The sequence below is a fragment of the Ruegeria sp. CF3 genome (genome assembly GCF_056537365.1).
On sequence record NZ_JBQFRK010000002.1, the window covers coordinates 687,117 to 705,168 of the forward strand.

An 18,052-nucleotide genomic window follows, 5' to 3' on the forward strand; every position below is an offset into this window, starting at 1 on the left:
AAGCGACATCTTTCGGCGTAGCAGGCCCGAAATCTGCCGAAACGGGCCGTCAGACGGCGAGCGCTCGATCAGGCAAGCCACCAGCGTTCAGGGGCTTTGGCACCATCCATTTCCCAATTCGCGGCGATCTCGCCCTGGGCGACGGTTTTGGCAACACCCATGATATGATTGGCGAACATCGGAACGATCGCACCACCATCATCATGAACCAAAGTCTGCGCCTCGGCATACAGTGTGCGGCGTTTGGCGTCGTCCAGCTCTGCGCGGGCCTCGACCACGATGGCGTTGAAGCGATCGGCGGCTTCGCCTGTGCGCCAGGCTCGTACACCTCAATGAATTAGCCACCGGTGCCAATTCCGGATTGTGGGTCGGTCAATTTGCCATCGGTCGAAGGCATAATGACCAAGTGATAGCCAGACAGGATGATGGGAAGTCGGCATTTGCCGGATCCAGCTCGAACACCACGTTGTTGCCATCGGCGCGCATCGATTTGATTTGGGCAACCAAACCGTTCACCGCAGATTTCGATCCTTCGCCACAGTGGTGGTCGATTGTGGCGATGACAACGGCAGGGGTAAGGGTTTGGTCGTTGTGGAACTCGACCCCTTCACGCAGGGTGAATACCCAAGTGATTGCGTCGTTCGAGGAATACTCGGTCGCGAGTTCGGGCACTAAATTTCCGTTTGCGTCTAATTCGACCAAGTTGTTGCCGAACAGATAGGCGACAGCGGTTTTGATCGTGCCTTCATAGGTTGCTGGGTCTAAAAAGTCGGTAGTCGAACCGCTGCCAAAGCCAAATTTGATCGCTCCGCCTTTTTTAGGGACCTGCGCAAGTGCTTGTCCGGATAGGCTCAGTGCCGCCGGAATGGCAAGGCCCGCAGCCAGAGCGCTTGATATGAAGATACGACGCGAAATCCGGCCGCTCTGCAGTTTCTGCATCTGAGAGGACAGGAAAGGTGATCCGGGCCGAGCTTGGCCTCGATAAACCTGCCTATATCCGATATTTCGACTGGATCGGTGCGTTGGCGACCGGGGATCTGGGAACGTCGTTCTCAGGTCGGGCGAGTTCGGGTGTGGATCGATCACGTCCGGTAGTGGAACTGGTCGCACCGCGCTTATGGAACACATTGTTTCTTGCGGGTATGGCGGCGCTGATCTCGGTTCCGCTAGCGCTGTTTCTGGGTATCACCACCGCGCTGTGGCGCAATTCGCGCTATGATAAGCTGGCCAGCGCCAGCACCTTGACGGCGATCTCGTTCCCCGAGTTCTTCGTGGCCTATATCCTGATTTTGCTGTTCGGAACGCTATGGCCGGTGTTGCCGTCGTTGGCCAATGTGGAGCCAGGGATGCCGCTGGTCGAGCGGATCGTCAAATGCATATTACCTGCGCTTACACTGACACTTGTAATCGTCGCGCACATGATGCGTATGACGCGGGCTTCGCTGATCAGTCTTCTAGCTTCACCCTATGTCGAGATGGCGCGGTTGAAAGGAGAGAACGCCCGCCGCGTGGTTCTGCATCACGCGCTGCCCAATGCGTGGGCGCCAATTTCAACGGTGGTCGCGTTCAACCTGGCCTATCTGGTAGTTGGAGTGGTCGTGGTCGAGGTGGTGTTCGTCTATCCCGGCGTCGGCCAACTGATGGTCGATGCGGTCAGCTCGCGCGATATCCCGGTGGTTCAGGCGTGCGCCCTGATATTCGCCGCCACATATGTCCTTCTGAACCTGATTGCCGACATCATTGGAATCGTCACCAACCCGAGGCTTCTGCACCCAAAATGAGCCAGACAAGCAAGACATATTCAGCCGCCGCCGAGGTGGGTCGCGTGCGGACCCGTCGCAGCAAGCGCGAGCGTATTTGGATCGAGCTGAAGAAAGCGCCGCCGACAGCAATTTTCGGCATGTTTGTGATCCTGTTCTATCTAGTCATGGCAATCGGAGCGCCGGTCATCGCGCCTTACGGAGAGGCCGAGGTATTCCCGACGCCTTACGCACCCTGGTCGTCCGAGCATTGGCTGGGTACCGACCAGATCGGGCGTGATATCCTGTCGCGGCTGATCTATGGCGCGCGCAACACCATCGGTATCGCTTTTGTCACTACGCTGCTGGCGTTCTTCATCGGAGGCGGTCTGGGGCTGATCGCTGCGATTAACCGCAGTTGGCTGGATCAATTGATCAGCCGGGGCGTAGATGTATTTATGGCCATTCCCAGCCTGATTTTCGCGCTGATGCTGCTGTCGATTTTCGGCTCGTCGGCGCTGTCGTTGATTTTGATTATTGCGATTCTGGATTCAACCCGCGTGTTCCGCCTGACTCGCGCTGTGGCGGTGAACGTGGCAGTGATGGATTATGTCGAGGCAGCCCGGCTGCGCGGCGAAAAACTGCCTTGGGTGATGCGTCGCGAGATTTTGCCCAACATCATGCCTCCGCTGGTGGCCGAGTTCGGGCTGCGATTCTGTTTCGTTTTCCTAACCATCGCTGCGCTCAGCTTTCTGGGCGTCGGTATTCAGCCGCCCACCGCCGATTGGGGCACAATGGTGCGCGAGACCGCCAATCTGATCCAGTTCGCCAAATATGATTTCAAGGCCGGGATTACGCCACTGCTGCCCGCTGCCTCGATCGCGTTGATCACTGTGGCGGTCAACTTTGTCGTCGACTGGTTCTTGCACAAAACAAGCGGATTACGCGATGAACACTGAGACTGATCTTCTGCTGGATATGCGCGACATCCGTATCGAGGGGTTCTCGGACGAAAAGTGGAATCCGATCATCAAAGGTGTCAACCTGACCCTGAAGCGCGGTGAGGTGCTGGGCCTGATAGGCGAAAGTGGCGCGGGCAAGTCGACGCTGGGCAAAGCGGCTATGGGATACACGCAGCCCGGCTGTCGTATCACGGGCGGTTCGATCCGGTTCAAGGGGCAGGAGTTGCGCGATCTCGACGACCACGCGCTGCAGCATCTGTGGGGATCGCGGATAGCCTATGTGGCCCAATCGGCGGCTGCGTCGTTCAACCCGGCGCATAAGTTGTTGGATCAGACCGTTGCTGCAACGGTGCGCGAGGGACTGCAACCCGAGAATGTCGCGCGTGAGGATGCCCGCGCGCTTTATGCCTCGTTGTCGTTACCGCATCCCGAAACGATTGGTGACCGCTATCCGCATCAGGTCTCCGGTGGCCAGTTACAGCGGATCATGACAGCCATGGCGATGTCGCCCCGTCCCGATCTGATCATTTTCGACGAACCGACAACTGCGCTGGATGTGACGACCCAGGTCGAAGTTTTGACTGCTATGCGCCGGATCGTCGAAGAATTTCATACCGCCGCAATCTACATAACCCATGACCTGGCGGTGGTCGCGCAGATGGCGGACCGGATCAAGGTGCTGCGCTATGGAGAAGAGGTAGAAGAGGCGGAAACGCGCAAAATGCTGTCTGCGCCCGAGCAAGAGTATACCAAATCCCTCTGGTCCGTGCGTCTGTTGCAAAAACAAGCCGAGACTTCGGATGATATCATCCTTAAAATTGACGGTGTGGATGCGGCCTATGGCAAGAGCGCCAAGGTGTTGCACAATGTGTCAATCAGCCTGCCGCGGGGGCGCACGGTGTCGATTGTCGGCGAATCCGGATCTGGTAAATCGACCACGGCGCGGGTGATCACCGGCTTGCTGCCCGCCACAAGCGGGCAGGTCACGTTCAATGGCGAGGTCCTGCCAAACGAACTGAAAAACCGCAGCCGTGATCAGCTGCGCAGAATTCAGATGATCTATCAGATGGCCGATACCGCGATGAATCCGCGTCAAACCGTAGGTGAAATCATTGGACGTCCGCTGGAATTCTATCATGGTCTGCGGGGCCGGGCGCAGGAGGACCGGGTCATCGAACTGCTTGAAGCCATCGAGTTGTCGGAAGACTTCTTTGATCGTCTTCCCAGCGAATTGTCCGGCGGACAAAAACAGAGAATTTGCATTGCGCGCGCTCTGGCCGCGGACCCTGAGGTGATTATTTGTGACGAAGTGACGTCCGCGCTGGACCAGATTGTGCAGGAAGGCATCCTGCAATTGCTGATGCGCCTACAAAAGGAGCGCGGAATTTCCTATCTGTTCATCACGCATGACATTGCCACGGTCGAGGCTATTTCGGACGAGATTGTTGTGATGCTGAATGGTCAAGTCGTCGAGCAGGGATTGAAGAATACCGTTCTATCCGAACCCTTCCCGGACTATACAAAGCTGCTGCTAAGTTCGGTTCCCGAGATGGACCCGGATTGGTTGACGAACCTGCTGAAAGAGCGAAAAGAAAATCACTTAAATACAAAACATGACACTGCGTAGGCGCGGGCAATAACAACACTTGGGAATCTCAGTCGCAGTGGATTTCTCATTTTGCTTGTATTCCGAAACTCAGTTTTTACCGACATCTCGACAGATCGGTGTAAAGAGAACCTGCAACTCAGGAGCAACTCGCGAATTAAGGTGGCTTTTGACTGGATCGCATTGATGTTCTTGTTCACAATCAGTTCGATCCTCTTTTGGGCTGTCATAGGGTTAATATTTGAGGTCGCCGCAGGCCGTGTAATTGCCTCGTTCTTCGACACCCCATTGGTGACATGGGTTGCAGTCATCGCAACCTTCCTCGCCGGGTTTCCTCAGTCAGCGCGCGCGAAGCCTTGTCGCAAAATACGAGTGCAAGGCTGCGATCAATAATGTGCGAGCGGCGCTTGTCGTGATGACTGTCCCAATGGCATCATCTCCGACGGTCATGGGACTGCTCTCTGCAATGGGTGCTCGAGTAGTGGCTGGAATGCTGCAGAGCGCACCTTACATGCGTCGCAAAAAGATCTTACCGACTAAACTTCCTAGAACGACATAGTCCAATTTGGTGATGCCTCATGAACAATAGATCTGGGACCGAGTGAACGTCGATCACAATCTGGCATCCCCTGCCTTGTTCGTCGGAGGTGGCAGTAGCACTTTGCCTACCAAGCTGCTCGCACCGCGACCACTGATGCAGGTCACCCGGTTTTTTTCTGATCGACCCTGGCGAGCGGGCGCAGAGCTTTTACATCTCTTTTTCGCCCAACCTGACTCATGGGGGCAACGCAATCCTTCGAACGCAGCATTGAGTGCAAATGCGTTATGCGGGCCCGATCCCGGTTTCCGAATTGGCCCGCACCGCTCGACTTGAGCTGCGCACTTTTGGATTCCGATTCCTGACGGCCACGGGTTTCACGCCATCGGAATACCTGCAACAGCGTCGCATCACCAATGCCTGTCAGAGGCTGGAACTATCGCAGTCCAGTATCGAAACCATCGCCCGGGATATGAGGTATATGGATGTTTCAGCATTCCGCCGAATGTTTCACGAAATAGTCGACCTCTCGCCAGGAGATTACCGCAAGCGCTTTTCTTTTCTTAAAGACGCTTCGCATTTAAGAAAATGACGTCTGAACAGCCTTTCTTGGGTCTGTTTTTGCTTTGGCTAAGCGTAATTGCAAAGGTCTTATTCCTCTGCTTTCTTTTGTCATCACGACCTTGACGATATGGCGGCCTCGATGCTTCGATTGATTGCCTCGATCGGTCCCATTGCGTCAACATTCGCCAAAACGCCCATATGGCTATAGTAGTCGATCAAGGGTGAAGTCTGTTTATGATATTCAGTCAGTCGTGCGGCGACTGTTTCGGCCCTGTCGTCAGCGCGGCGCTTGAACTCAGAGCCTCCGCAATTGTCGCAGCGTTCCGCTGCCTCAAGCGGTTTTAATGTATCATGGTAACCTTCGCCACATCCTGCACAGGTAAAGCGACCGGAAATGCGGTCGACCATCTTCTTGTCATCCACCGCAAGACTGACGACAGCACTGATCTGCTGCCCCGTTTCCGCCAATAGTTGATCCAATGCGCGCGCCTGACTAAGCGTGCGTGGAAATCCGTCTAATATCACCCCTCCGGCACAGTCCGAATCCCTCATACGGTCACGCAAGATCGAAATGACGATGTCATCTCCGACGAGCCTGCCTTCAGCCATGATGGATTCCACCGCCTTGCCTGTTTCGCTGCCGCTTTCAATCGATCTGCGGAGCAAATCGCCTGTCGACAACTGAACCAAGTCAAATTTTTGCTCAAGCAGTCGGGATTGCGTTCCCTTACCGGCACTAGGAGGGCCGAGAAGGATTAACACTTTAGACGTATTCGGGCTGGTCACTCTTTTTCCTCTTAGAGAATATCGTAAACACGACTTAGAATAGACCGCTCAGTGCCATTTCAGATGTATTAGCGGTGTATGACGGTCGTGTGTGGGCGTTGCTTCTGATCCCTAGACCAGACTATCGCACCACGTGTACGGAACAGTTTGCATGCCTGACTACGCGTGCCGCTGTGGACCCCAGTAGATAATCCTGCAATCCAGGCTGGTGGCTTGCGATAACGATGCAGTCTGCATTGTTATTCGTTGCATAATCGAGAATTCCACGGCCCGACTGTCCTTCGACAATTTCAATTTTGGAGTCCGCTACCCCGTCCACTAGTGGGCCCAGTTTGTCAGTAACACTGGTCTTTGCGATATCCAGATGGTTTTCTGGAAGCAGGTCGCTTGTGTATTGCGGAAGGTGCTCAATGACATGCAATAGAGTGATATGACCACCATCCGAGCGGAGAGTTTGTGCGACATCCAGCGCTCTTTGCGCGTCGCGGTCGGTATCAAAGGAAACAGGGACTAGAATATTTCCATACATTTCTGGTTCTCCAGCAGGTAGAAAAATTCAACAACCAGAGCAGGGAACAGGTCCGCCTGCCCTGGTTGTTGAAGTTAGGCCCGTAGCATTATCGAGAAGAGGGGCTACTGGGCCGGGGAGGGTCATCTTACGCTGCCACGAACATGTCTTTGTATCGGTCGCGCAGGATGTTCTTTTGAACTTTGCCCATGGTGTTGCGGGGCAGTTCGTCCAGCAGGATCAGTTTGCGTGGATGCTTGAACCGCGCCAAGCTACCGCGCACGGCCTCCATCATTGCGTCCAGATCGGGGGTTTGGCCCCGCTCTGCAACGATCACGCCCAGAACAGTTTCGCCGAAATCGGGATGTGGAACGCCCACAACGGCGCTTTCCAGCACGCCGGACTGGTCATCCAGAATCAGCTCGATTTCTTTGGGATAGATGTTGTAACCGCCTGAAATAATAAGGTCTTTGTTGCGGCCAACAATATGAACATAGCCGTCTTCGTCGATCCGACCCAAATCGCCAGTGATGAAAAACCCGTTCTCGCGCAGTTCGGCGGCAGTCTTCTCCGGCATCTGCCAGTAACCTTTGAACACGTTGGGCCCGCGCACCTCGATCTCGCCGATCTCGCCCTGAGCCAGCGCATTGCCGTCTGAATCACAGATCTGCAGCTCGACCCCAGGCAATGGAAAGCCCACCGTGCCTGCGCGGCGGTCACCGTCATAGGGGTTCGAGGTGTTCATGTTAGTTTCGGTCATGCCATAGCGTTCAAGGATGCGATGGCCGGTGCGTTCTTCGAACTGTACATGGGTTTCGGCCAGCAAGGGTGCCGAGCCTGAAACAAACAGGCGCATATGTGCGGCCAGATTCTTGGTGAAGCGGTCATCGTCCAGAAGGCGGGTGTAGAAGGTTGGCACGCCCATCATGGTCGTGGCATTGGGCATCCGCCCGATGATCTCATCCAGATCGAACTTGGGCATAAAAACGATGCTGCTGCCTGCAGCCAGCGTGACATTGGTGGCCACGAATAGTCCGTGAGTGTGAAAGATCGGCAGCGCATGCAGCAGCACGTCGTCGGATGTGAAGCGCCATTCTTTGACCAGCGTCTGTGCATTCGACAACAGGTTGTTCTGGGTCAGCATCGCACCCTTCGATCGGCCTGTAGTCCCCGATGTATAGAGGAATGCGGCCAGATCGTCGCCATCACGGTCAACGGTCTCAAAGCTGGCAGGCATTGCTGCAGCCTGCTCCATCAGGCTGCCGCTGCCATCGGCGTTCAGGGTTTCCACCTTCGCGCCTAGCTGCGCACCAACCGGGGCGAGTTTCTCTTCGCTGCGGCTGTCACAAACGATCAGCGAGGCGCCACTGTTTTCGATGAAATAGGTCAATTCATCCACAGTGTAAGCGGTATTGAGCGGCAGGAATACAAGACCTGCCTGCGCACAGGCAGCATATAGCGCCAGCGCTTCGGGCGATTTCTCGATCTGTGCCGCAACCCGGTCGCCGGGTTTCAGGCCCAGCTGCGTCGCCACATGGGCGATTTGTGCCGCGGTGCTCAGGAAGTCCTGATGGGTGATGGTCGTTCCGTCGAGCAACTGCAAAAAGGCTGTGTCTTTACCGGCATGTGCGCCGAACAAACCGTCATAGAGAGGATTGGCCATAAGGGTTACCTTTCCTGTGTCGTGGTGAGAGAGGCTGACGCGGCAAGCGATTTGGCCTCGGACGAGGCGATTACCTCGCGGGTGTTGGCGAACTGTTCGTGGTTCTGCGCTACGCGGCCAAGGTCATAAAGATAGTTGACCATGGTGCCACCGGACTGTGCCCGGCCCTTGTCCGAAACATCCGCGTCGGCATGAACCGCATGGACCAGCGCACCGTTGCCAAGATGGAACCGTGCCACCGGATCGAACGGCAGATCGCCCCGACCTTTGGCGTTCAACAGGTAATGTGCGGCCAGTGCTTTCATCTGATCGGGCTCTTCGATGTTCCAATCGATGCCTTCCTGCGACAACCATTTGGTCAGCCCCGGAATTGGCGAGAGCGTGACGAAGGTTTTCAGCCCCGCCAACTCAGCCGACAGGTCCGAGGCCACCTGTTTGATCAGCGAATTGCCGAAAGAGATGCTGGCCAACCCGGCCTGACAGTTGGAGATCGAGTAGAACACAGCCGTATCGGCCTGATCTTCGGGCAATGGATCGCGGTCTTCGGCGAGCAAGGCCTGTACGGAACCCGGAATACCGCTGTTCAGCGCCACTTCGACAAAGATCAGCGGCTCATCAGGCATCGAGGGATGAAAAAAGGCAAAGCAGCGCCGGTCAGTGGGTTCCAGCCTGCGGCGCAGGTCATCCCAGCTGTCGATGGCATGGACCGCCTCATACGCAATGATCTTTTCCAGAATATGCGCCGGGCTTTCCCAGTTGATCGGGCGCAGCACCAGAAAGCCACGATTGAACCAGCTGGCAAACAGGTGCCGGAAGTCCAGGTCAAGCGCCTGCAATTCGGGCTCCTTGCCGCCCAGTCGCAATAGGTCGGCGCGCATCTGAACCAGCGCTCCGGTGGCACCGGGTACCCGGTTCAGACGGCGGATCATTTCCTGCCGGGCCGGTTCCACCGCAGCCGCAAAGGTGCGATAGGTCGCTTTCGAAGGGTTGCGCTCGTATTCGTCCAGTGACGAACGTACCGCCTCGGGATCGATATTCATGGCGGTGGCGAGATAGCGGAAGAACTCCAGCTTGTCGTCATCACTCAGCGTATCGAACCGGGTCAGGATTTCCTCGGCCAGCGCCAGCCCCGAAGTTTCCCCCGCTGACCCAACCAGCGCGTCGGCCAGTTCGGTCAGTGGTCGGCCATCCGGAGCCACCGCGCCGTCGCGGCGGTAACGCCGCTCGAACACGGTGGATAGAAGATCCGCCAGCAGGGTCATACCGCTGCTCCCATCACCAGGTCAGGCAGCCATGTGGCTAGACCGGGGAACAGGCACAGCAGGACAATCGCGATCACCATGCAGGCCACGAAGGGGAGAGAGCCTGTCAGGATGGTCTTGAGCGAGATGTCGGGCGCAATGCCGTTGATCACATAGAGGTTCAGGCCGACAGGGGGCGAGATCAGGCCAATCTCCATGTTGATGGTCAGTACAACCGCAAACCAGATCGGATCGAAGCCAGCGGTGGTGATAATCGGCAGCAGGATCGGTGCCGCCATCAGGATCACAGCGACGGGCGGCAGAAAGAACCCGGCGATCAGCAGGAACACGTTGACCGCACCCATCAGAACCCAACGGTTCACGTCCAGCGTACCGATCCATTCGGCAATCGCCTGTGTGATGAACAGCGAGCTGAGCATGTAAGAGAACACACCGGCAGCGGCGATGATGAACAGGATCATCACGCTTTCCTTGGTGCTGTCGCGCAGCACGACCCAGATGTCCTTGGGGTTCCACAGCTTGTAGATGATCATCGCGATCAGCAGGCAGAGCAGGGCACCGACAGCAGCCGTTTCCGACGGGGTGGCGATACCGCCATACATGGCGTAAAGCACACCCAGAATGATGCCGAGGAAGGGCAGCACGCGCGGCAGAATCTCGAACCGTTCGGCCCAGGTGTAGCTGCCCGAACCCAGACGGGTCGCGTCACCGGATTTCCAGGTCGAATACAGCGACCAGGCCATGAACAGACCCACCAGCATAAGGCCCGGGATCACACCGGCCAGAAACAGACGGCCAATCGAGGTTTCGGTGGCAATACCGTAAACGATCATGGTGACCGATGGCGGGATCAGGATTCCCAGAGTACCGCCTGCAGCGATCGAACCGGCGGCGACGCCGTCAGGATAGCCACGTTTGCGCATCTCCGGGATACCCATCTTGCCGATGGCGGCACAGGTCGCGGGTGACGAACCGGACATAGCCGCAAATAGGGCACAGGCACCGAGGTTTGATACGACCAGACCGCCGGGAACACGGGTCAGCCAGCGTTCCAGCGCTTCGTACAAATCCGCTCCAGCTCTGGTAGAGGCGATTGAGGCCCCCATGATGATGAACATCGGGATAGACAGAAGGGCGAAGTTATCGAGTTTGCCGAACAGGATTTCCGGCATCAGTTCCAGCGAGCGCGGTCCGTCAAAGACGATTAGGAACCCAGCCGAGACGATCAGCAGGCCGATGGCCACGGACACGCCCGAGAAAAGAACAAGGATGGTGGCGATGGCGACAATAGCGCCGAGCAGAAGGGGATCCATCGGCTTTACTCCAGACCAAATGGTTTATCGATGCCAAGCAGGACGGCGACGAGATCGGCGATCAGTTGCAACAACAGCAGACCAAAGCCAACTGGGATGGCGAGGTAGGGGATCCACAGGCGAACGCCCCAAACGGTGTCGGATTTCCATCCGCGCTCCCATGCGAAGTGCCAATACTCGTAGCCGTAGAACAGCATGACTGAGACGATGGCGATGGACAGAACCGAAGTCAGGATCGCCATGTAAAAGCGGGCTCGAGGTGCGAGCGAAATCGGGATCAGGTCAACATTCACGTGACCGCGCAGGCGCTGCACATAAGGCAGACCGACCAGGGTTGCGGCGATGACCAGATAAATGACCGCTTCGGTTTGCCAAATGGTCGATTGATTCAGCACGAAGCGCACGATGATCATCTGGCAGGTGATGGCGACAGCAGCGACGATCATGCCTGCGGAACACCATCCAGCCAGAGTTGAAAGCGCAGCGACAAAGCGAAGGAAGGGATTGTTCCCTGTGTGGGAAGCAACGGCAGAGCTATGACCGGCCATTTGCGCCTCCTGTGATTGAGATGCAATTAAGTCTGAAGATCAGAGAAGATCAGAACCAAGATCGGATGCCGAGCGGCGGCAGGCCGCCCGGCAAGATGGGGTCATTCGACTGCCAGAGCCTTGTCCAGCAGGTCCTGCCCATCAGGAACCTCTTCTACGAAGGCCTTGTAAGATGTTTCCATTGCCAGCGTACGCCATGCTTCGAAGTCTTCGGCGCTCATCTCCGCAATCTCAACACCGGCGTCGGCAAAAACTTTCGCCGAGTTGGCGTCCTGTTTCTTGGCCTCTTCCAAATAGAAGGCCTGTGCCTTTTCCGATGCAGCCAGCAATGCGGCTTGCTGATCTTGGTTCAGTCCGTCGAAGGTGGATTTGTTCATCAGCAGCGGCTGATACATGAACCACAGCGCCACATCGCCCGCAGGGGTATAGCAGGCAACCTGCTCGTAGATGCGGTAGCTGACAAAGGACGAGGACGACGTGTTGGCCGCCTGCAAAACGCCGGTTTGCATGGCGTTATAGATTTCCGACGACGCCATTGATGCGATCGAGGCATCAGCGCCGGCCAGCATCTGCTCAAAGGATTTACCTGCCGCGCGAGTCTGCAGGCCTGCGACATCCTCAGGGTTCGTGATGCACTTGTCTTTACCGGCGAAGCCACCGGCCAGATAGCCATGCACCAGCACCATCACGTCGTCCTGAGCCATTTTCTCTTCCAACGCCTCCATGAAGGGCGAGTCGGCCAGACGGGCAGCGTGATCGTGGTTTTTCACCAATCCCGGCATCAGCGTCAGATTATAGGCAGGCTGCTGACCGCCGGCGTAGGACAGCGGCAGTATGGTCATATCCAATTGACCGCGGCTGAGCGGCTTGTACTGCTCGCGCGGCTTGAACAGCGATTTCGAGCCGAAAATCTTGATTTCCAGATCAACGTCCGCCGCCGCAACCTCGTCTGCAACAATCTGTGCTACTTGATGGCGAATGTCCTTGTTCGACCACTGATGTGACAGGCGCAGTTCCTCCGCTGACACCAATGTACCTGCGGATGCAAGCGCCAACGCAGCGACGGCCGTTTTGAACACTGATTTCATTTTTTCCTCCCGTTTTCAGTCCCGGATGAGCCGGGGATGAATAGAAGCATAGGGCAGTGATGTTTTTTTAGTCAAGGTTTTTGTATACAAGATATGATTTCTTGAGTTCTCGCCTAATCACAAGTAAAACAGAAACCTATGGACCAACGACTTGCAGATACCATCGCTCAGGATTTGGAAGAGCTGATTTTTGACGGGACATTTTCGGACGGTGACCGTCTAGATGAGGTCAAACTGGCTGAGCAGTTCGGGGTCTCACGAACGCCACTTAGGGAAGCATTCCAGAGACTTGCCTTGTCGGGGTTGGTCGATCTGATAGCGCGGCGGGGCGCTTTTGTCCGACAGCCCGGCCCGGTGGAACTGATGGAGATGTTCGAGGTCATGGCCGAGCTTGAAGCCGTTTGCGGTCGACTTGCGGCGTTGCGCATTTCCGATGAAGCTTTGCTTGAACTGACCGAAGCTAACAGCAAATGCCAACTGGCCGTGGATGCGGGCAATCCCGATGCGTACTACCTGGAAAACGAGCGGTTCCATCGAATCATCTATCAACAGTCCGGCAATGCATTCTTAGAGCAAGAAACTTCCAAGCTGCACAGAAGGCTCAAACCATTCCGTCGACAGCAGCTTCGGTTCCGTGGTCGTATGGCCCAGTCCATGGCCGAACACGAAGAAATTGTCAGAGCCCTGAAAAAAGGCGTACCGGAAGAAACAGCGAATGCGCTGCGTGACCATGTCGCCGTACAGGGTGAGAAGTTTCGCAACCTTATGGCTTCACTAAAGAGCGCAGCTGAGTAGCAGTTGCCATTAATACACGCGGAATTTCATTGTGAGCGCGACTGGGCTGGTCAGCTAGCGTTGATGCCAGTGCGCCTTTGAATCAGATCTCAAATATAATCGGGTCAAATTTCGAACCCCATGTAGGTGAAGATGATGACCGTAAGATAGACCATCCCGGCTACAAACGAAGGAATGATGGTCGGTAGGATGATTTCATTGGCGAAGCCACATTGAAGGCTCCCAAGGTTACCGCAGACCAGCAGCAGGATCATTATGGCGGATTTCATCACCCAGCCAACATTTAGAATCCAAAGTATCTTTTAGATAATCTGCATAGTGATCAGTATCATGAACCAACCCAACACGATGGCAATGATCGTAACGCCTCCAGGGCAGAGCTTGAAACCCTGAATTCGCACCATAACGAGGCCAAACAGATAGAAAACCGCTGAAACCTGAAGCGCACGAGTGGTTCGATAAAGCCAAGAGTACCGCGCGCTTATCCCATCGCCGAATGCCCGCTGCACCTAGTCGATCAGCTCGCCTTCATCCGGATAAGTGGTGCCCAATTCGGTTTTGACCACCCGTGCGGAACAAACAAATATTGGTGAAGATGATGAGCCGCCAGACCAGCAATGAGGGTCATATGACTACTGACGCGGCAACGATAACGAGCACCAGAATCGAACTGACGGCGATGAATACAGCTCTGAATATGTTTACTTTGGGCGGGCCGGACACGGGAATGTTCTGAAAGAAAATTGATGTAAGCAAGTTGCAAGTGTTTGTTAATTCTTGAAAAACGGCGCAGGGGGGCGTCTGATTGGTCGAACCAAGCGCGGCACGAACACCAAGTCACACGCCATCTGCGATAGCCAGAGGCGTTCGCTTAACCTGATTGTCACCGCCGGACAGGTCAGCGTCGGCATTGGCGCATGCGCGATGCTTGGCGACTTTCTAAATGTCGAATGATTGCCCAGGGAACGCGGCCACGATGCCGACCGGTTCCGGGAAGCATTGCAAGACAAGGGGATACGTGCCTGCAATGCAGGCTGAACGCAAAGCAAGACCCCGGTCAAATATGACAAGCGTCGGTACAGACGGCAAAACCGCGTCGAGATCATGTCCGGCAGGCTCAAGGGTCTTATGCGCGTTGCGACGCTCTTTGACCGCTGTTCGGGGGTCTGACTCTCAGCTAGCGCTCTCGCGGAAACCGCCATCCATCGGTTGGAAGGCCTGACGATGGGGGCAGTTCGCTGCAATCGCCTTTGGTGCGTAAAGTGGCTTGGACTGTGCAACTCAATACAATAGGCTTTTAGGATCCTACCCCCAAGTTCGACATGTTTGTTGCAAAGATCTTCACTGTCATACCCTTGTTGTGAAAAGCATCCAGAACACGCGTCGATCCACAAACCTGAGAGGTGCCTTATGTCCTATTCCAATCGTAGTTTGATTTCGCGCCGTCAGTTTCTTGCCACTACGACCGCCAGCGCAGCTGCCATCACCTTGCATCCCTTTTCGGCGGCGGCGGCCAACAATCAGGCGCATCTGAGGATCATGGAAACCACCGACATCCATGTTCACGTGTTCCCATACGATTACTATGCGGACAAACCGCGCGATACTGTCGGGCTGTCGCGGACCGCTTCGATCATTAATGAGATCCGTTCCGAGGCGACAAATTCGCTGCTCGTCGATAATGGAGATTTTCTGCAAGGCAATCCGATGGGCGATTACATCGCCTATGAGCGTGGCATGAAAGAAGGCGATAGCCATCCGATCATCACTGCCTTCAATACTGTTGGTTATGACGCTGCCACTTTGGGCAATCACGAGTTCAACTATGGCCTAGATTTCCTTGAAAAAGCGCTTGCTGGTGCAGAATTCCCCGTGGTTCTGGCCAATGTCGCAAAAGAGACTGGGGCGTCCCCCCGCGATGATACGACTCTGGTGAAGCCCTATGCCATCCTTGAGCGTGAGATTGAAATGGGGGATGGCAGCAAGCATCCGATCAAGATTGGTGTCATCGGTTTCACGCCACCTCAGATCATGAACTGGGATCGCAAGCATCTGGAAGGCAACGTGCAGGCGCGTGACATTGTCGAAACTGCGCAGGCTTACGTCCCCGAGATGCAAGAGCAGGGTTGCGACCTGGTCATCGCCCTGTCGCATTCCGGCATTGGGGATGCGGATCACGCTGATGGAATGGAAAATGCGTCGGTCGTTTTGGCAGGGGTCGATGGCATCGACGCGCTGGTGACCGGGCACAATCACCTGGTATTCCCGTCCGCTACCTTTGCGGATCGCCCTGGAATTGATGTCGACAAGGGGACCTTGATGGGCAAACCGGCGGTCATGGGCGGCTTTTGGGGGTCACATCTTGGCCTGCTGGACCTGCTGCTTGAGCGCGACGGGAACGAATGGCGGGTTGTGACGACAACGTCTGAGGCGCGCCCGATTTCAAAGCGCAACGAAGATCGTTCGATCACGGCACTTGTTGGCGACGATCAGAAGGTGCTGGACTCGGTGGCGAAAGATCATGACGAAACACTGGCCTATGTACGCCGCGCGGTCGGCAAGACTTCGGCCCCGCTGCACAGCTACTTCGCGTTGGTTGCGGATGATCCATCGGTGCAAATCGTCTCGATTGCGCAGAAATGGTACGTCGAAGAGATGATGAAGGGCACCGAACATGAAGGTCTGCCCATTCTATCGGCTGCAGCGCCGTTCAAGGCAGGGGGTCGCGGCGGCCCGGACTATTACACAGATGTTCCGGTGGGCGATGTTGCGATCAAAAACGTGGCTGATCTTTACCTGTATCCCAATACCGTGCGCGCGGTGCGGGTGAACGGTGCACAGGTTCGGGGTTGGTTGGAACGCTCGGCGGGTATGTTCAACCAGATCGAGGCGGGATCAGAGGATGCGATTTTGCTAAACCCGGACTTCCCGTCTTACAATTTCGACGTGATGGACGGTGTGACCTACCAGATCGACTTATCGCAACCGTCGCGCTTTGGACCCAAGGGGGAAGAGATCAACCCGGATGCAGCCCGTATCGTAGATTTGGCCTTCAACGGTGAGGCGGTCACGGATGACATGGAGTTCATCATTGCCACCAACAACTATCGTGCTTCGGGCGGCGGCTCTTTCCCGGGCGCAATGGGTGATACCGTCGTGTTCGAAGCCCCTGACACCAACCGCGACGTGATCGTGCGGTATATCGTCGAGCAAGGAACAATCGATCCCAAGGCCGATGCAAACTGGTCGTTCGCGCCGCTTTCTGACACTACCGTGTTGTTTGAAACTGGTCCAAAGGCGCGCGACTACATGGGCGAAGTCAAAGGCGTCACCATCGAGGATGCCGGTGAAGGCGCTGATGGGTTTGCGGCATTCCGCATCAGGCTCTAGCAAGGGTAAGGTCCAAATTATAGTGTGAGCGGCCGTCTTAGATCATTCATCTGACGGCCGTTCGAAGGTGCTATGTTGCTGGGCCTCGTTCAGTCTTCGTCTTGCACCGGAAGCCTGTCGCGCACGAGATTTGCCCAGAATTCCGCGCCGATCGGCAGTAACGCATCGTTGAAATCGTAGTCGTTCGAATGCAGCGGTTGACCGTTGGGGCCGGATTCACCGTTGCCCAGTAGGATAAAGCAGCCGGGTACGGCTTTGCAAAAATGCGCGAAATCCTCTGAAAAGCTCATCGGTTGACGATTGGGAAGTGTGTCCAGCCCGGATAGCTGCGCGACGCGGATGGCAGCCTCGGTCGGGATCGGTGCGTTGACTGTTTCGATGAATTCGGTTTTGAAATCCACTTGGACTTCAACGCCATGGGCGGATGCGATGCCATGCGCAATCTTGCGCATGTGTTCTTCGATCTTGTTTCGATCTTCAGGGCTGCGAGCCCGCGCATCACCCTTTAGCGTTGCCGTTCCTGGCAGAACGTTGCGCTGCCCGTCGGTCAGAAATTCGGTCACTGACACAACCGCCCCGGCGCCCGGGGCCAGCTTGCGTGCGACAATTGTCTGAAGCGCCAGAACGATTTCTGACCCAACGGTTAGCGCATCACGTCCAGACTGCGGCATGGACGCATGGCCGCCTTGTCCATTGATCGTAATTTCGAAAAGGCTTTCTGATGTGCATATTAAACCGGTTCGGGTCGACATCTGCCCGGCGGGTGCCCCAGGCAGGTTATGTATGGCGTAGACTTCTTCGATTGGAAATCGCGTCAAGACATTCTCGTCCAGCATTGCATTAGCCCCCAGTCCAAGCTCTTCATTCGGTTGAAACAGGAACACCACCGTGCCGCTGAAACCGGGATCCGAGGACAAAGTCTTTGCTGCGCCCAACAGCATCGTCATGTGACCATCATGGCCACAGGCGTGCATAATGCCGGGATTTTGTGACACGTAATCATGATCGCTGGCTTCCTGAATGGGTAGCGCGTCCATATCTGCGCGTAATCCGATCGCGCGGTTGCCTTGACCGGCCCTTAGGATACCCACCACGCCCACGCCTTCATGAACTTCAAGCCCGTATTGACGCAGCAGCGCCGCAACTTTGGCTTTGGTTTTCGTTTCATTGAAGCCCAATTCGGGGTGTCTGTGGAATGACCGCCTAAGTTGGCGCAGTTCGGGTTGGTTCAATTCCATGGCGGTTAATGTTCCCAGATTACAGGTGCTATCCGAGCGGGGCGAACTCGGA

At 55.9% G+C, this 18,052-nt stretch carries 17 protein-coding genes and 1 pseudogene; 7 read left to right on the forward strand and 11 right to left on the reverse strand.

Annotation, left to right across the window (positions count from 1 at the left end; all coding sequences use genetic code 11):
• Positions 1 to 68: 68 nt before the first annotated feature.
• Both ACR0KC_RS10770 and ACR0KC_RS10775 read right to left on the reverse strand, forming a co-directional pair.
• Complete coding sequence (locus ACR0KC_RS10770; protein ID WP_480439034.1) at positions 69 to 278, reverse strand: hypothetical protein; 210 nt, start codon at positions 276 to 278, stop codon at positions 69 to 71.
• A 94-nt stretch (positions 279 to 372) separates the two neighbouring features.
• Positions 373 to 939 carry an ABC transporter substrate-binding protein gene (locus ACR0KC_RS10775; RefSeq protein WP_480706409.1) on the reverse strand — a complete coding sequence of 189 codons (567 nt, stop codon included), beginning with the start codon at positions 937 to 939 and terminating at the stop codon, positions 373 to 375.
• Positions 940 to 956: 17 nt separating this feature from the next.
• Here ACR0KC_RS10775 and ACR0KC_RS10780 point away from each other — a divergent pair, with 17 nt between their 5' ends.
• From ACR0KC_RS10780 to ACR0KC_RS10795, 4 genes are all read left to right on the forward strand, one after another.
• A complete protein-coding gene (locus ACR0KC_RS10780; protein ID WP_480586088.1) occupies positions 957 to 1,781 on the forward strand; it encodes an ABC transporter permease in 825 nt (274 codons plus the stop codon).
• The gene (locus ACR0KC_RS10785; RefSeq protein ID WP_170596389.1) at positions 1,778 to 2,698 is read left to right on the forward strand and encodes an ABC transporter permease; all 921 of its coding nucleotides are present in this window, start codon (positions 1,778 to 1,780) and stop codon (positions 2,696 to 2,698) included. The genes ACR0KC_RS10780 and ACR0KC_RS10785 overlap by 4 nt, the downstream gene beginning before the upstream one ends.
• Entirely contained in the window at positions 2,688 to 4,328 is a 1,641-nt protein-coding gene (locus tag ACR0KC_RS10790) for an ABC transporter ATP-binding protein (protein ID WP_480762846.1), read from the forward strand. The genes ACR0KC_RS10785 and ACR0KC_RS10790 overlap by 11 nt, the downstream gene beginning before the upstream one ends.
• 797 nt (positions 4,329 to 5,125) lie before the next feature.
• Positions 5,126 to 5,437: a helix-turn-helix domain-containing protein gene (locus ACR0KC_RS10795; RefSeq protein ID WP_170611906.1), complete on the forward strand. Its 312-nt coding sequence runs from the start codon at positions 5,126 to 5,128 to the stop codon at positions 5,435 to 5,437.
• A gap of 83 nt (positions 5,438 to 5,520) precedes the next feature.
• Here the strand turns inward: ACR0KC_RS10795 and ACR0KC_RS10800 are convergent, their stop codons facing one another.
• From ACR0KC_RS10800 to dctP, 7 genes are all read right to left on the reverse strand, one after another.
• Entirely contained in the window at positions 5,521 to 6,195 is a 675-nt protein-coding gene (locus ACR0KC_RS10800) for an adenylate kinase (RefSeq protein ID WP_480791147.1), read from the reverse strand.
• A gap of 121 nt (positions 6,196 to 6,316) precedes the next feature.
• A complete protein-coding gene (locus ACR0KC_RS10805) occupies positions 6,317 to 6,724 on the reverse strand; it encodes a universal stress protein (protein ID WP_170423167.1) in 408 nt (135 codons plus the stop codon).
• A 127-nt stretch (positions 6,725 to 6,851) separates the two neighbouring features.
• Entirely contained in the window at positions 6,852 to 8,366 is a 1,515-nt protein-coding gene (locus ACR0KC_RS10810) for a malonate--CoA ligase (RefSeq protein ID WP_170465649.1), read from the reverse strand.
• A gap of 5 nt (positions 8,367 to 8,371) precedes the next feature.
• Positions 8,372 to 9,628 carry a malonyl-CoA decarboxylase gene (locus tag ACR0KC_RS10815; protein ID WP_170423171.1) on the reverse strand — a complete coding sequence of 419 codons (1,257 nt, stop codon included), beginning with the start codon at positions 9,626 to 9,628 and terminating at the stop codon, positions 8,372 to 8,374.
• Positions 9,625 to 10,941, reverse strand: a complete 1,317-nt coding sequence (locus ACR0KC_RS10820; protein WP_170423173.1) for a TRAP transporter large permease — start codon at positions 10,939 to 10,941, stop codon at positions 9,625 to 9,627. Before ACR0KC_RS10820 ends, ACR0KC_RS10815 begins: the two co-directional genes overlap by 4 nt.
• Before the next feature lie 5 nt (positions 10,942 to 10,946).
• Positions 10,947 to 11,489 carry a TRAP transporter small permease gene (locus tag ACR0KC_RS10825; RefSeq protein WP_170423175.1) on the reverse strand — a complete coding sequence of 181 codons (543 nt, stop codon included), beginning with the start codon at positions 11,487 to 11,489 and terminating at the stop codon, positions 10,947 to 10,949.
• A gap of 101 nt (positions 11,490 to 11,590) precedes the next feature.
• The gene (gene dctP / locus ACR0KC_RS10830) at positions 11,591 to 12,577 is read right to left on the reverse strand and encodes a TRAP transporter substrate-binding protein DctP (protein WP_170423177.1); all 987 of its coding nucleotides are present in this window, start codon (positions 12,575 to 12,577) and stop codon (positions 11,591 to 11,593) included.
• A 138-nt stretch (positions 12,578 to 12,715) separates the two neighbouring features.
• Between dctP and ACR0KC_RS10835 the strand changes: the two genes are divergently transcribed.
• Positions 12,716 to 13,372 (forward strand): GntR family transcriptional regulator, encoded by a 657-nt coding sequence (locus ACR0KC_RS10835; protein ID WP_170423179.1) that lies wholly within the window; start codon positions 12,716 to 12,718, stop codon positions 13,370 to 13,372.
• 104 nt (positions 13,373 to 13,476) lie between these two features.
• Here ACR0KC_RS10835 and ACR0KC_RS10840 read toward each other — a convergent pair whose 3' ends face one another.
• A complete protein-coding gene (locus ACR0KC_RS10840) occupies positions 13,477 to 13,641 on the reverse strand; it encodes a hypothetical protein (protein WP_170732836.1) in 165 nt (54 codons plus the stop codon).
• Between the two features lie 511 nt (positions 13,642 to 14,152).
• Here ACR0KC_RS10840 and ACR0KC_RS10845 point away from each other — a divergent pair.
• Positions 14,153 to 14,542: pseudogene (locus ACR0KC_RS10845) on the forward strand (IS5/IS1182 family transposase); the annotation flags it as partial.
• Positions 14,543 to 14,782: 240 nt separating this feature from the next.
• Positions 14,783 to 16,762, forward strand: a complete 1,980-nt coding sequence (locus ACR0KC_RS10850; RefSeq protein ID WP_480706417.1) for a bifunctional 2',3'-cyclic-nucleotide 2'-phosphodiesterase/3'-nucleotidase — start codon at positions 14,783 to 14,785, stop codon at positions 16,760 to 16,762.
• An 89-nt stretch (positions 16,763 to 16,851) separates the two neighbouring features.
• Here ACR0KC_RS10850 and ACR0KC_RS10855 read toward each other — a convergent pair whose 3' ends face one another.
• Positions 16,852 to 18,000: an amidohydrolase gene (locus ACR0KC_RS10855; RefSeq protein ID WP_480771838.1), complete on the reverse strand. Its 1,149-nt coding sequence runs from the start codon at positions 17,998 to 18,000 to the stop codon at positions 16,852 to 16,854.
• Positions 18,001 to 18,052 lie beyond the last annotated feature (52 nt).